General features: G+C 61.7%; 11 protein-coding genes and 2 pseudogenes. 8 read left to right on the top strand and 5 right to left on the bottom strand.

Features of this window, described 5'->3' with window-relative positions:
* Positions 1-20: 20 nt before the first annotated feature.
* Positions 21-733, bottom strand: a pseudogene (locus NGM07_RS23385) (multicopper oxidase domain-containing protein); the annotation flags it as partial.
* Between the two features lie 287 nt (positions 734-1,020).
* Here NGM07_RS23385 and NGM07_RS25500 point away from each other — a divergent pair.
* The 6 genes and pseudogenes from NGM07_RS25500 to NGM07_RS23360 all read left to right on the top strand — a co-directional run.
* A pseudogene (locus NGM07_RS25500) lies at positions 1,021-1,125 on the top strand (DUF955 domain-containing protein); the annotation flags it as partial.
* Positions 1,126-1,603: 478 nt separating this feature from the next.
* A complete protein-coding gene (locus NGM07_RS23380) occupies positions 1,604-2,434 on the top strand; it encodes a ParA family protein (RefSeq protein ID WP_253521315.1) in 831 nt (276 codons plus the stop codon).
* On the top strand, positions 2,431-2,871 hold the full coding sequence (locus NGM07_RS23375) for a DUF7970 domain-containing protein (RefSeq protein ID WP_253521313.1): 441 nt from the start codon (positions 2,431-2,433) through the stop codon (positions 2,869-2,871). Before NGM07_RS23380 ends, NGM07_RS23375 begins: the two co-directional genes overlap by 4 nt.
* A 348-nt stretch (positions 2,872-3,219) precedes the next feature.
* Positions 3,220-3,585 carry a nucleotidyltransferase domain-containing protein gene (locus NGM07_RS23370; protein WP_253521310.1) on the top strand — a complete coding sequence of 122 codons (366 nt, stop codon included), beginning with the start codon at positions 3,220-3,222 and terminating at the stop codon, positions 3,583-3,585.
* The gene (locus NGM07_RS23365; RefSeq protein WP_253521307.1) at positions 3,578-3,976 is read left to right on the top strand and encodes a HEPN domain-containing protein; all 399 of its coding nucleotides are present in this window, start codon (positions 3,578-3,580) and stop codon (positions 3,974-3,976) included. Before NGM07_RS23370 ends, NGM07_RS23365 begins: the two co-directional genes overlap by 8 nt.
* A gap of 2 nt (positions 3,977-3,978) precedes the next feature.
* Positions 3,979-5,238, top strand: coding sequence for a site-specific integrase (locus NGM07_RS23360; protein ID WP_253521304.1), 1,260 nt, complete (start codon positions 3,979-3,981; stop codon positions 5,236-5,238).
* Positions 5,239-5,410: 172 nt separating this feature from the next.
* On the opposite strand, the gene NGM07_RS23355 is transcribed toward NGM07_RS23360, so the two are convergent.
* Positions 5,411-7,333, bottom strand: coding sequence for a transposase (locus NGM07_RS23355; RefSeq protein ID WP_253521301.1), 1,923 nt, complete (start codon positions 7,331-7,333; stop codon positions 5,411-5,413).
* 657 nt (positions 7,334-7,990) lie between these two features.
* Between NGM07_RS23355 and NGM07_RS23350 the strand changes: the two genes are divergently transcribed.
* On the top strand, positions 7,991-8,827 hold the full coding sequence (locus NGM07_RS23350; protein WP_253521299.1) for a hypothetical protein: 837 nt from the start codon (positions 7,991-7,993) through the stop codon (positions 8,825-8,827).
* A 153-nt stretch (positions 8,828-8,980) separates the two neighbouring features.
* Positions 8,981-9,376 carry a hypothetical protein gene (locus NGM07_RS23345; protein ID WP_253521297.1) on the top strand — a complete coding sequence of 132 codons (396 nt, stop codon included), beginning with the start codon at positions 8,981-8,983 and terminating at the stop codon, positions 9,374-9,376.
* A 322-nt stretch (positions 9,377-9,698) separates the two neighbouring features.
* On the opposite strand, the gene NGM07_RS23340 is transcribed toward NGM07_RS23345, so the two are convergent.
* The 3 genes from NGM07_RS23340 to NGM07_RS23330 all read right to left on the bottom strand — a co-directional run bounded on the left by NGM07_RS23340 (position 9,699) and on the right by NGM07_RS23330 (position 13,443).
* Positions 9,699-10,298, bottom strand: a complete 600-nt coding sequence (locus tag NGM07_RS23340) for a DUF7344 domain-containing protein (protein ID WP_253521294.1) — start codon at positions 10,296-10,298, stop codon at positions 9,699-9,701.
* A gap of 257 nt (positions 10,299-10,555) precedes the next feature.
* On the bottom strand, positions 10,556-11,980 hold the full coding sequence (locus NGM07_RS23335) for a two-component system sensor histidine kinase NtrB (protein ID WP_253521292.1): 1,425 nt from the start codon (positions 11,978-11,980) through the stop codon (positions 10,556-10,558).
* Entirely contained in the window at positions 11,977-13,443 is a 1,467-nt protein-coding gene (locus tag NGM07_RS23330) for a DUF7125 family protein (RefSeq protein WP_253521290.1), read from the bottom strand. The genes NGM07_RS23335 and NGM07_RS23330 overlap by 4 nt, the downstream gene beginning before the upstream one ends.
* Between the last annotated feature and the right edge of the window lie 48 nt (positions 13,444-13,491).

Here is a 13,491-nt window from a genome sequence, read left to right as displayed (position 1 = left end):
GCAGTCGCCGCTTCCCCGGCGTCGAAGATTTGCTTGTTCGCGGCACCGTCGACGCTGATCGCCGCCAACATTCCTTTTCGGGTCACGCGGCTGAGGGAGTGGTCAACCAGTTTGATCGGACCGGGCACCGGTGCCGAGATCGTCGCCATCACGGTCAATCCTGGGAGAACCGACGTCGTCTGAACGTACCGGGTCGGTTCGCCGAGGATAGCGCCCTGCTCCCAGACCTCGTCGAAGACCGATCCGATCGAGTGAAGCGAACTGGATTTATTCGGCCCGCCGACCACGAAGAAGACGCGGGCGGTTTCCCCGGTCTTCATTTGCATCTCATCGTAGCCGTCAGGTCCAATGGCGTACTTCTCGCCGTTGACGAGGACGTAGGTTGGGTCTTCGCGAGTACACGCATCGAGGTCGAATTCGTGGTGGCCTTTCTCGCCGACGGCCTTCGTGGTATAGAGTTCGTGCTGGCCCAGATAGAACTCGTGATCGACTGCCGGGAGCCCCGCCTCGGGCTCGATCAGAATCGCGCCGAACATCCCGAGCTAATGTGGTAGTCCATATTCGGGATGGCACAGTGGTAGGCGAACAGGCCCGGGTAGGTCGCCGTGAACGCGAAGGTCTTCGACTCACCGGGCGCGACGAGCGAGGCCTCTGCGCCGTCTCCGGGCCCGCGCACCGCGTGTAAGTCGATGTTGTGGGGCATCGAGTTGTTCGGATCGCTCGTGACCGAGATCCGATAGGGGAGTCCCGCGGATGAAATCCTCGCCGTGGCCGACGAATGCAGCGCAGATCTCATAGTGATGTGTCACATGGAAATGATACAATGCGTAATATGCTCGGGAGTGTCTCACAAAAGGTCGTGACCCTCTCGTCAACACCCGTGCTCACGATTAAAATTTCGGAGAACGGCGAGAGAAGCGTCTCGCCAGAGTGAAGTAGCAGTCGAGGACGCGACTGCACTGAAACGGGCGGTCGGAGAGACGTCGGTTCAGTGATACGTCGCTTCCAACGCTCCTACTGGTGATATACTTTGATGTTGAGGATGAACCCGAACGGGCAAAACGGGAGGTCGAAGCAGAAGCCGTTGCGTACATCGTCGGTCGGTATTTGTCGATACGACAGAGTGAGCGACGCGGCGTCCGCCCTGTTGACGTAGCCGTCCGTTCGGCCTAACAGTTCGGCCTAACCGCACGACGCAGCCACGTTTCGTAGAACCAACGATGGACATCTACGTGCGCTCAGCCAGACGGCTCTCCTTGGAAGTCGGGTGAGACAGCCTATTTGCGGAGTTTTGCCACGCAGCCGAACGTTCTAGACTAACCCCGTAGATCCCACACACGACCTAACCGTACAGCCTAACTGTACGGATTAACCAAACGGAGATATCATACAACCTAACCAGAGTTCCTAACTGAACAACCTATTCACATGGACCAACCAACCAGACTAGCTGATTAACCTATCTGCCAAGACTATCCAAGAAGAATAGCCAAACAGACTAACTGACTAGCCTAACTAGGCGACCTAACTGAACTGACTAACCAAGGAGTGTAACGAGTTCGTCTGACGAGGATTTATAGCCATCCTCTCTGATTAGCCTGCTATGCTAACGTACACGACGTACAGCGAGGCGGGCGGGGTCGGCAAGACTACGCTCTCGGCGAACCTCGCGCGCGCCCACGCCGACCACGGCCACCGGGTCCTCGTCGTCGACCTCGACCCCCAAGACGGTTGTCTCTCCTACCTCCTCGGCGTCGACGGTGACCGGAGCGACGGCGACGCCGACACCATCGTCCACCACATGATCGACCGCGGGGACGACTTCGACGGTCTCGTCCGGACGACCGAGGGCATCGACGTCGTCCCGAGCCACAACATGCTCGAACGACTCGGCGACCTCCTGGAGAAGGCCGCGTCCATCGCCGAACAGACCGGCGAGTCGTTCTCGAAGTACGGCCGCCTCCGACACGTCCTCGCCGCCAACGACGTTCCCGAGAACTACGACGTGCTCATCGTCGACCCACCGGCGACGAGCGGTCCCCACCTCTACAACGCCATCCACGCGACCCGGAGTCTGGTCATCCCCGTCGAGCCCAGCGGCAAGGGCGGCGAGTCCATCACCGGACTGGAGTCGGTCGTCGCCGGCATCGAATCGAACCTCGACATCGACGTCGGCGTGCTGGCGACCGTGGTGAACCGGTTCGAGGGGACGAACGACCAGCGGGCGGTCCTCGACGAGGTCACCGACATGCCGTACTCGAATCCCATCACGCTCCGGAAGCGCTCGAGCCTCTTCGAGGGGTGCTGGGCCAAGCAATGCAGCGCGTTCCGGTACGTCGACGAATACCGCGACCGCGAGCGGGACCACGAGCGACAGACGCTCGACAAACTCGACGAACTCGCGGCCCACCTCGAGGAGCGTGGTGGCCTATGAAGCAAGGGACCGGCGGCGACCCGTTCGGCGACGACGACCCGGTCGCAGACGGCCAGGACGACGCGAGCGACACCGAAGACGAATCCCAAGGAGGAGAAGATTCGTCGTCGACGCAGGCGGAGTCCGGCGACGCGCAGGTAGCCGTCGAGTCCGGCGGAGAGGACGCCGAGGATGGGGGCGGCGCGGCCGAGGGTGGCGATGACGGCCTGCCGTGGGCGGTCGAGCGCAACAGCGTGAAGAGCGAGCGGGAGATGGTGCAGTTCTACCTCCGGGGCTTCGTGCAGGAACGGGAGTCGCGGTTCCAGCGCGAAGTCGAGTCGAAGACGGGTTACGACACGTACTTGACCGACGTGCGCGAGGCCGCGTACCTCGTCGCGATGGACCATCCCGACGAGGTCGCCGAACTGTTGGACGAGTGGGGCTGCGAGTACGACTAGCCGTTCGAGCGACCGCCGGAAGAGGCGTAGTTGACGGCGCTCGTCGAGTTTTTCGCAGATTCGTCGCCGTTCGCTGCCCGACGGACCGCCGTCAGATTTGGTATACCGTTATACGATTTATCGTGTTCGGCGGAGAAACCGAGGGGATTCCGTGTTGTATGGTTGTCCAGACGAGACAACCCCACACCACAACCGATAAGTGATTTGACCGAATCGCGCTATCCACCGAGAACCATGGTCTTGAAATCGTCACCGGACACGGCGAGCGGCTTTCTTCACCCGCTCTCGTCGCTCCGACACCACTCCGCCGGGGAAATATAAATGACGCCGAAGCCCCTACTCCCGCCCATGAGCGACGAAACCGCGCACGAGTCCCTCCCGGAGGACGCCCACGCCGATGCAGCGGCGGCGTTCGTCGAGCGCGCGCGGTCCCGACACGGCGACGAACTTGCGGAGCTGTACGTCTTCGGCTCCACCGTCCGGGGAGAGGCCCGCGGACGCGCGAGCGACGTCGACGTTCTCGTCGTCCTCGACGACGACGCCGACCGCGACGCCACCGCCGACTCCCTCCGCGACATCGCCCTCGACGCGATGATCGAGTACGGCCCCGTCGTCGAACTCCACATCCTCTCCGAATCCACGTTCGAGCGCCACCGGCGAGAAGGGAACCCGTTCATCCGCAACGTCGTCACCGAGGGACGGTCGTATGCCTGAAAACGACGACACGGCCCCTTCGGTCGAGCGGGAACTCCAGAAAGCGCGGCAGGCGCTCGACGACGCGAAGAAAGCGCGAGAGGCCAATATTTCCGACGCCGCGGTGATAAATCGCCTCTACTACGCCGCGTTCCACGCCGTCCAGGCGGCCCTCTACGACCGCGGGTTCGATCCCACCTCCCACGGCGGCGTGCTGTCCCTGTTCGGCTCCGAGATCATCGCTGCCGGAGACGCCCCCCGACGGGACGGGCGCTTCTTCAGCCAGCTCTCCGAGCTTCGGCAGCAAGCCGACTACGGCTACGACGAACTCGATGAGAACGTCGACGCGCTCCACTCCCGAACCCGCGAACTCGTCACCGACATGGAAGCCCTCTGCAACTCCGCCGACTGACTATGCCGAACTACGCACGCTTCGACGGCCTCGACGACTTCGAGACGTTCTACCGCGAGGAGATCGCGCCCGCGCTTCGGGCCGACCCGGATGTCGACGTCGACCCCGACCACAAAACCCCCAGTTACGCCTGGCTCAAGCGCAATTATTCGGGATTCGTCGAGCGCCTGCGGCGCGACCACGACCGCTCGCCCGGCGAGTTCTACGAGACGGTGGGGCTCCCGCCGAGGCCCGACGACGGCGAAGACCCCTGGGGAATCGACCACGAACCGACCGCCCGCGGACTCGAGGATTACCTCGAAGAACTCGAACGCGACCGGGGGCGCGCCGAAACCACGGTCGGTCCCCGCCGGTCCAGACTGAAGACCTACGTCACGACCTACCGGGACGTCAACGGGACGGGCGACCTCCTCACGCCGTTACTCGACGAAACCGCCAAGCCCGACGAGATCGCGCGCGTTCGGGACGCGTTCCGCGTCCTCGACGACGAACTCGGCACGCTCGCCTCGAAGAAGAAGTACGTCTCGGCGGTCAAGAACTGGTACACGTTCCTCGAAGAGATGGGTCGGGGCCTCTACAATCCGGCCGAGAACCTGCTGAACCGGTTCGGGTGGGACGAAGAACCCCTATACGACCATCCCGCCCTCGGCCGCGACGACCTCGCGGCCCTGCTCGCCGCCGGCGACGACGACGAGCGCTTCCTCCTGCTGGCGCTCGCGGGGTGGGGACTTCGCCCCGTGGAAGCGTGCGAACTCCACGTCGACCAACTCGTCCTCGACCCCGACGACGGCGACGTTCCGTACGTCGAGTTCGAAGCGGGTCAGCGCAAGAACGCCCGCCGGACCCGCAACACCGTGGAGATTCTCGTCGGCGTCGACGCGGTCCGCGACCGCCTCGACGCGCTCGCCGCGGCCGATGACTGGGCGGGCTACCTCCTGCCCGGCCGGTCGGCCGGAGCGCCGATGTCGACGGAGACGGCCAGACGGTGGTTCCGCCGACTCGGAGCGCGGGCCGACGTCGAAATCGCGGGCGGCCACCCGCTCCCGAAGATGGGGCGACGCACCTGGTATCGGCTCTACCGGCGCCAGCGCCCGAACATCCGGGCGGGGACGGCCGCCGTCGCCGCTTCGCAGGGGAGCCGGGACGCCTCGGTTTCCGAACGGAACTACCTCGACGAGCGCACCCGCCGGCGGGCCCGCGCCGACGCGATGCGGGACTTGGTGCGGGACGAACTCGCGGAGATTTTCGACGAGTACCTCTGACGGGGACACGTTCGGGTCGAGGCGTCGGCTCGTGAGGATCGGACGGCGGAAACCGCCGTTCGACCGCCGGATAAATGGTGTGGCGCTATACGGAGAAAGAGACTCTCTGGTGATGAAACTTTGAATGAGATGAACCGACGTTTCGGACTGTTTCGACCGAGAAATCCGGGGATTAGATTTCACTTCGGACGTGGAATAGCCACCAGAAGTGAGCGAGAACGTTGGAAGTCCGGGGTCGAAAAAGAGATGCGGCTACCGAACGGCTGTCTCGGTCGGCTCTGAAGGAGAGACTATCCGATGCCGCTCTCGCGGCGCACGAACTGGAGAACGCGAGAGAACGGCACGACCGGCCCGTCCTTGACGCCAAGAACCTGCCGAACGAGCAAGTCCACGATTCGCCACACGTCGAAGAGTAAGCAGGCGAATGCGAAGTTGAAGAACCGGAGCGTTGGCGACCGACTCGTCGTGGGAACCGTGAACTGCTTGATGGATTTGAACGAGTTCTCCACCGTCCAGCGGTCACGATACTGTCTGACGACGGACGCGACTTCGTGGAGCAGTTCGCTTCCACTCTCCGAGCAGTCGATACTCGCGTTCGTCTCGAAGACGACGTACTGCGGCGACTCGTCAGAATCGGGGAAGACGAGAACCAGCTACCGACACCGGAGAACATTCGGTCCTCGCTATCTTCCGCGAGTTCGAGGCCCAGTTCGTCAGCGAGGTCGTCCCAGAGCTGTTGTCGGTACTCGCGGCGGTCGTCGTCCACGTCCCCGTCGTGGTCGTCGCGGCGGCCACCGCGACGACTTGGGACGTAGAGTTTCTTGCGCGATGGTCCTCCGGTCACGGTCTGTTGCTCTTCGACGTGGACGGTCTTGCCGCTCCGCGAGAGCCGCCGACACGTCGCCTTCTCCGACGCGAACTTTCGTTTCGGATTTAGGTACGTCAAGCCGCGCGTCTCGCAGGCGGTCTTGACGCCGCCAGAATCGAACTCGCGGTCCATCTGCACCATCTCGATACCGACGTGTCGGAGTGCGTTATCGAGCAAGTCGGCGACGATTTCGGCCCGCGACTCCCCTTTCCTCACTGGACGAGCATCGAGGACGAGCGGCGGCCCGCCGTCGATGACCTGCACAGTTGCGTAATGGTAGGCGGCTTCAGCGTCCTTCGCGCCGAACACGTCGGCTTCGAGGTCGTCCGTCTGACCGAGGAAAGCTTTAGTCGTCAGGTCTATGCCCACAGAAACCTTTCTGTCGAGTTCCCTGCTGGTCTTCGCTTCTGCGACCAACTCCGCCACTGCCGACTGGAACATCTCACGAACTCGCTCGGTATCGAACGAGCGTAGCTGTTCGCGGTGGTTGTGGCCGCCCGGCGTCACGTCTCTCGTCGTCTCTACTGCGAACGCGCGTGCGCCCTCGTTGACGTGCAAGTTCTCTCGAAGCCCGCAGAAGGTTTGCAGGCTCCAGAACGCAGATTCGGGGATGCAGTGGTTCGGCGCGCGGTCCAGCGAGAGGTTCGGATACACAAGACGCTTCGCTTCAGTAGCAACCTTCTCGGCCTCTCCCGTGACGGGAGACTGTTCTGCGAGCCGCCCGTCGCGGCAGTCGCCGTCGTCGCGGTCGTCGTGTCCGACCGGACCGGGCGCATCGAGGCCGTGCGTTCGAGCAACGTCAGAAATTTCGCGGGACGCGTCCCGAAGCGACTCTCGTAGCTCGCTGGAGAATCGACGATTCTGAGCGCGCCACAGAGTAGACTGGTTGGGGACGCTATTGAATCCAAGCCGACCCAGTAGATAGGGGTCGGAGCGTAGCCGTCGGCGGAGCGTCGAAACCGAGTCGAGTCCGAGGACGTGCTTCAGCATGACCGCTCGAAGGATGGACTCGAAATCGTAGGACGAATGCCACTGCGGATAGCGGTCTTCGAGACCAGTAGGAACTGGAAGAGCCGCGACGACCTCGCCGACACCCACGTCGCCTTCAGTATCGAGAGTCGTGCGAGCTGACGCGCGGTAGAGTTCGGGGAGGAGAGATACCGAGTTAGTGCCGTCGCTCGCTATTGATGCGAGCGAATCCGCGTCGGTGGGAGGTTTCGACGGCACTGCGTAGGTTCATGGTTGTTTATCCCAGTGTTCGTATATAAACGTTCGCGGATAACAGTTAAATACAACTGAGTAAGAAAACGTGCCTACTCATCTTCTTGCGCTTGGTCCATCTCTTGAGGTCGTAGAGATTGTCGTGAAACAAGGACCAGCGCGTTTGCATGCCATTCCTCGTTTAGCTTGTCTACTTCCCAATCAAAGAGAGTGACCTGCGACCGAGTAGCCTGCGACAGCCAGTACGAGCGGCTGACTTCGCGTTCATCAGCGAGTATGTCTTGGGTGGATTCTACTCAATACGCTTCTAATAGGATCTCCCAGACCCAGTATATTTCAATTTTTATTATTGTTAGAAAAATATAAGTTGTAGCGGTGTTGAGGTTGTAATACGGTTGAAAATAAATGGAAGATAATACCTCCACAAATAATGCAGAGTCGGGAATAAGTCGTCGAAAAACACTCAAAGCCCTTGGAGCGGCAGGGCTTACTCTTGGCGGTGCGCCCACTCTTTTAGGACAGGCCACTGCGAACCCAAGTGTTCCAGTGAAGCGGCTTACTGGGACATACAAGAACCCAGTCTCAATGGATGAGATTCAGTCACTCAAGCAACGTGTTTCGGGGCAGGCTAGGAACAAAACGACCTCAGACGGACGGACCCCCGTGTCTGAGTTCAGTGTTCCTGATGATGCACGGATCATAGACTACATCGTCACAATCGGTCCAAACGGTCATCCTGTCGAACACGTCGATTTAGCAGGGGACAACTCATCGGTGTCTCTCGAACGGGGACGAGAACAGATGTCGGAGCTAGAATCCCAGTTGAAAACGACTGGTTCTGACGACAACCTTAGCACGCAAAGTGCTGGCGGCGATTTCACCACTCAAGCGTCGGTCAGCAGTGATTGGAATCGAGTTCTCTCGAATTCCTACACATATCGAAAGGACCCGTACGGCGAGGCATTCGTGAGTTACGTCTGGTGGCGTCTCAATTCGGCTGAGGAGCCTAGCGGCCGCATGATTCATTCCGTCCAGACCCATGCCGCAATGACTCCGGGAACGAAGATTTTCGACAGTCAGTGGCACAATGAGTGGTTGGAAGCGGACACATTCTGGAACCGCGACTACTCGAATCCAAAAGTTGAAACGTGGGACCCTTCATCGCCGACCGATAGCTCAGATGTCGGTGTCTCGGTTGGTTACCCCTCGGGAGGAGGCCTGTCATGGAGTTTCGAGAACGCAGGATGTATCGAACCCTACTACAACTCAGCAGACCCCTCTGTCCACTGGGACATGAACTGCATCTTTGGCAATGCAAATCGACGCCAAAATACGATCTCGATGAAGCCTGGTAGTCGCGCACAGATGGATGACACGTCGAGTACCTGTACCGACGGTGTTCATTCGGTCTGTCGTGTCAAATCGACGGGGCACTTTGAGGATATCAACCTCAAAAACCACTATCTGTGGCAGGCCGCTCACTTCGGTTACAACTGCTGAGCCATTCCCTTTTTGTTTTTCAATACCGTGATTAGATACAGCATGAATATGAGACGAATTGGGTTGTCATTGGCATTTGTCGGGATACTCCTGACTAGTGGATGTCTCTCAGGAGTAATGCAATCTAACCCTGACCAAACCAATGAAGCGAACGTGACGCTGGCTTCGTTCGACAGTACTGTGGTCGGCTGTTACAACCCCGAGATGGAGAATAACCCGGCGAATATCACCAACGAGAGGACTGCGGAAGGGAGGAAAATAACAATCAGTGAAAGTTTCATCACGGAATCTCGAAACGTCTCGCTGACAAGAACGCTCACCAGAAGTGGCGGGAATTTGAGTCTCGAAATCTCAAATACGGCCGCAATCAACGAAAGCTGTCGAACCGAGGTTGCCTACACGGCAGTGATCAAAATTCCAGATACAGACTCCGAAATATCAGCAATAGAAATCAAGCACAACGGGACAGTCGTTGCGACAGTGAACTCCACTAAGAGCGGCTCTGGTGGTAATGCTAGCGCAGGGGTGACAACACGCTCAAGCGATTAAAGTCAAGACCGTTAGGACCTCGCGGTCAAGACAACGCGGTCGCTCTCGAACCCCATACTCAACTCTTCGCCATCGCCGAGGACTCCGCGACGGAGAGACGTGGAATGTCGAAGGTATTCCGGCAGAAGACAAATGAGTTTTCTATCGCACTAAACTCTACTTGCAATTCGTGCATAACTGCTCGATAGTCTCATCGTCTGAGAGACTCGGTTTCCGACTAGCCGTCGTTCGCGTCGGTCACGTAGGTGTTCGGGACAGACCAGACGACGGCGCCGGTCGTTCGTTTCCGCCGATTCGGGGGAGTTTGCGGGAGTTCGCGGGATTACTCGTCGGAGCCGAGGTCCATCGCCAGCAGGGTGAACGCGGTCAGGGCGACGACGCCGACCGCGACGACGGTCAGCAGCGACGCGAGCGAGAGGTTGAGCGCGGTGCCGCCCAGCAGCAGCGTGGTGAGTCCGAGGACGCCGCCGTAGTAACCCCCGCGCTTGTCGAAGACGTCGCGGGACTCGGTCCGGTCGTCCTCGTCGCCGTCGTCGGTTTCGAGGTACGGGTCGAGTTGACTCGCGCGCGCGGTGCGCTCGACGATGCCGCGACTCTGGTTGTACTCGATGATGCCCTCCTCGTCCAGTTTGGGGAGGTGAGACTGGTAAAGGGCGATGTAGACGCGCTGGCGCTGGTCGGAGGTGAGCGCCTGGAGGGTGGTGTCGTGTTCCCACGCCGCGACCTGCTCGGCCAGGTCGCGCATGCGTACGGGGTCGTCCGCGGTCTTGAGGTAGCGCAGCGAGTCGCGCCGGCGCTGGTTCTGGAGGAGGTGGAAGATGTCGTCCTTCTCCAGCGGTTCGGCTTCCGCGTCGCGTTCGTCGTCGTCCTGTCCGGCGAGTTCGGTCGTCGCCGGGGTCTGGGGAGTTTCAGTCGTGCTCATTGGCCTGAGATAGTCTATCCACCTGAAAGTAATAAAGCCGTAACGCCGTCTCGAGAATTGCACATCGTTTCGAGGACCCGAACTGCCGGATTTCGACGGTAGGAGGCCTCAAAGCCCATAATACACCATTTTAGAGTAACCCAGCTAACAGTATCTCGGGATTACGCAGTCCCAAAGCGTTGCGGACTCCGTTCAGAACAGTTTTCGCTCCGTTTAAACCGTTTGTAACGGTTCAAATTTGGGCGTGTTCGACTCGTTCACTCGAACTCGACGTTCGAAATCTCGAAGCGGGCGCCGACCCCGTCGGCCTCGGGCACCGCCACCTCCCAGCCGTGGGCCTCGACCACGCGCTTGACGATGGTCAGGCCGAGGCCGACGCCGCTCTCGGCCGCGCTGTACCCCCGTTCGAAGATGGCCGCGCGCTTCTCCTCGGGGATGCCCGGGCCGTCGTCCTCGACGTAGATGGAGTCGTCGTCGGTCCGAACTCGGACCGACACGTCGTCGCCGCCGTGTTCGACCGCGTTCTGAAAGAGGTTCTCGAACACCTCCAGGAGGCGCTCGGGGTCGGCCCGGACCGTCGCGTCCGACTCGATGGTGAGCGTCGCCTCGGGCGCGACGACCTGCGACCACGCGTCGGCGGCCACGGACGACAGTTCGACGGACTCGGACTCGCCGACGGTTTCGCCCCGGCGGGCGAGTCCGAGCAGGCGGTCTATCATCCGGTCCATCCGCTGGAGCGCGTCGTTTATCTGGCCGAACGAGTCGTCGTCGCCCTCCTCCGCCATGCCGAGGTAGACCTGGGCGATGCCGAGCGGGTTGCGGAGTTCGTGGGCGAGCATGCTGGCGAACTCGTCGAGGCGTTCGTTCTTCCGTTCGAGTTCGTCCTCGCGCTCCTTGCGCTCGGTCACGTCCCGGAGCACGCCGACGATCTCGGTCGCGCCGTCGCCCGGCACCGACGCCGTGTTGACCTCCGCGTGACGCGTCTCGCCGTCTTGGGTGGTGTAGGTGACCGTGTACGTCTCGTCGACCGCGGCCTCGGCGTCGGTCCTGGCGTGGAGGTCGGCGGTCAGCGCCTTGACCGCGCTCTCGGAGAACACCTCCACCTCCGAGATCGGCCGACCGTGGATGTCGACGTCGTCGACCCCGGTCAGGCGTCGGAACGCGTCGTTGACCGACCGAATCCGACCGTCGGCGTCGAAGACGAAGACGGGGTCGGGAGCGGTGTCGAACAGCGTCCGAAACCGCTCTTCGCTCTGTTCTTTCTCGCGGTAGAGTTCGAGCGAGAGCCGACGGCGTTCGAGGAGGCCGTCGATGCGCGCCCGGAGGATCGCCTTCTCGACCGGGCTGGTGATGACCTCGTCGACGTACTCCCACATCTCGGGGTTGCGCGCCGGCGAGGGCGCCTGCGTGACCAGCAAGTAGGGGAGAAATCGGGGGCTCGCCGACGCCTTCCGCTCCTGGAGGGCGTCGACGTGCCGGCTGAACGACGACTCGTCGACGAGACAGAGGTCGAAATCGTTCGCGAGCGGTTCCCCGTCCGGGTCGGGCGTCAGCACCGAGTAGGTCGGCGCGAGCCAGTTCGCCAGCAACCGCCGGTTCTGGTCGTGGTCCACGAGCAGGAGGATTCGGTCGGCCGATTCTCCGGACGCACCGTTACCGAGTGGCGCCGGACCGACGGTCATCGTTCGTCGACGTCACGTCTTTGGACTTCCGGCTGGCCGCTCATGATTCCCTTGAGTCCTTCGAGTGGTTCGCCCACCCGGAGTCCGTGTTCGGTGATGCGGAACTCTCGAAGCATCCGCTCGAAGTCGCTCGTCCGTTTTTTGAGGACGCCGATGGCCTTGCGCATCTCGCCGTCGAGTTCGAGGTGGCGCAGGAAGACGATGTTGTCGGCCAGGTAGCTGATGCCGACGTCGGTCGCCTGGAAGTCGCCGGTGACGCCGCCGACCTCCTCGATGAGGATGACGGTCACGCCCCGGTCCTTGAGATACCGACACAGGGTGTGAAGCTGGTGCACGAGACCCTCGTTGTCGCCCGGCAACGAGAGCTGGTAGCCGTTGATGCCGTCGAGCATCACGATGGAGGCGTTGCGCTCCTCGACTTCCTCCTTCACCCGGTTGGCGAACTCCTGGGCGGAGTGGTTGAGCGGCTCTATCTCCTCGACCGCGAGCGCGTCGTGGTCGAGCATCGCCTCGACGGGGATGTTGACTGCCGAACTCCGTTCGAGAAACGTGGTCTTCGACTCCTCGAACATGTACATGACCGAGCGCTCGCCCCGACCCGCCGCCTCCTTGATGAACTGGGTACCCGCCGTCGTCTTCCCGACGCCGGTCGGGCCGCTGATGACCGTGACCGTGCCGCGTTCTAAGCCGCCGCCCAACAGCGCGTCGACCGCCGGCACGCCCGAGGAGATGGTCTCCAGTTCGAAGTCGCCGCCGTCCCCGTCGAGCGAGAGCGACGGATACACCTGGATTCCCTCGTCGGTGATGCTCACCGCGTGGGTGCCTTCGCGGGCGCCCGACCCGCGGAACTTCGGGACCGAGAGCGTCCGGCCGTCCTCGTCGCGGGCGAGTTCGATGGTGCCGTCGCTCAGGAACTGGAGGTCCTCGTCGGGGGCGTCCTCCATGTCCTGGGAGGTGAAGAGCACCGTCGCGCCCTGCTCGCGGAGGTAGCGGACGAGCGAGATGACCTGCTTGCGGAACTGGTACTCGTCGGCCGTGAGATGACGGAGCTGAGTCACCGGGTCGATGAACACCCGGTCGGGATTCAACTCCTCGACCCGGGCGGTGATCTCTTCGGTGATGGGTTCGCCCTCGACCTCGTCGGGGGCGAAGATGTCGTACGTCTGGCCCTCGGCGAACGCGTCGGAGTTCGGGCTCAGGTCGAGAAAGTCGACGCCCGAGAGGTCGACGCCGACCGACCGGGCGTTGCGGCGAATCTCCTCCGCGCTCTCTTCCAGATTGACGTACAACACCGTCTCGTCGTTCTCGACGCCGGCGAGCAGGTAATTGATGCCCAGCAGCGTCTTTCCGGTTCCCGGTGCCCCGCGGACGAGATAGCCTCTCCCGGGGATGAGTCCGCCGCGGAGAACGTCGTCGAGTCCGTCTGTGCCAGCCGATATTCGCGTCGGCGAACCTTCTTGCATCGTCGTGGATTTCCTTGGTTCGTATCAGGTGAGGCGTTCGGGGGAGCG

This window comes from Halorussus vallis (genome assembly GCF_024138165.1).
GTDB classification, from domain to species: Archaea; Halobacteriota; Halobacteria; order Halobacteriales; family Haladaptataceae; genus Halorussus; species Halorussus vallis.
Note: the sequence above shows the minus strand (reverse complement) of the source record. Positions and strands in the feature narration are given on the sequence as shown.

Bases quoted from the DNA above. Each gene is read 5' to 3' on its own strand.
- NGM07_RS23380 (WP_253521315.1), top strand. From the start codon at position 1,604: ATGCTAACGTACACGACGTACAGCGAGGCGGGCGGGGTCGGCAAGACT.
- NGM07_RS23375 (WP_253521313.1), top strand. From the start codon at position 2,431: ATGAAGCAAGGGACCGGCGGCGACCCGTTCGGCGACGACGACCCGGTC.
- NGM07_RS23370 (WP_253521310.1), top strand. From the start codon at position 3,220: ATGAGCGACGAAACCGCGCACGAGTCCCTCCCGGAGGACGCCCACGCC.
- NGM07_RS23365 (WP_253521307.1), top strand. From the start codon at position 3,578: ATGCCTGAAAACGACGACACGGCCCCTTCGGTCGAGCGGGAACTCCAG.
- NGM07_RS23360 (WP_253521304.1), top strand. From the start codon at position 3,979: ATGCCGAACTACGCACGCTTCGACGGCCTCGACGACTTCGAGACGTTC.
- NGM07_RS23340 (WP_253521294.1), bottom strand. From the start codon at position 10,298: ATGAGCACGACTGAAACTCCCCAGACCCCGGCGACGACCGAACTCGCC.
- NGM07_RS23335 (WP_253521292.1), bottom strand. From the start codon at position 11,980: ATGACCGTCGGTCCGGCGCCACTCGGTAACGGTGCGTCCGGAGAATCG.
- NGM07_RS23330 (WP_253521290.1), bottom strand. From the start codon at position 13,443: ATGCAAGAAGGTTCGCCGACGCGAATATCGGCTGGCACAGACGGACTC.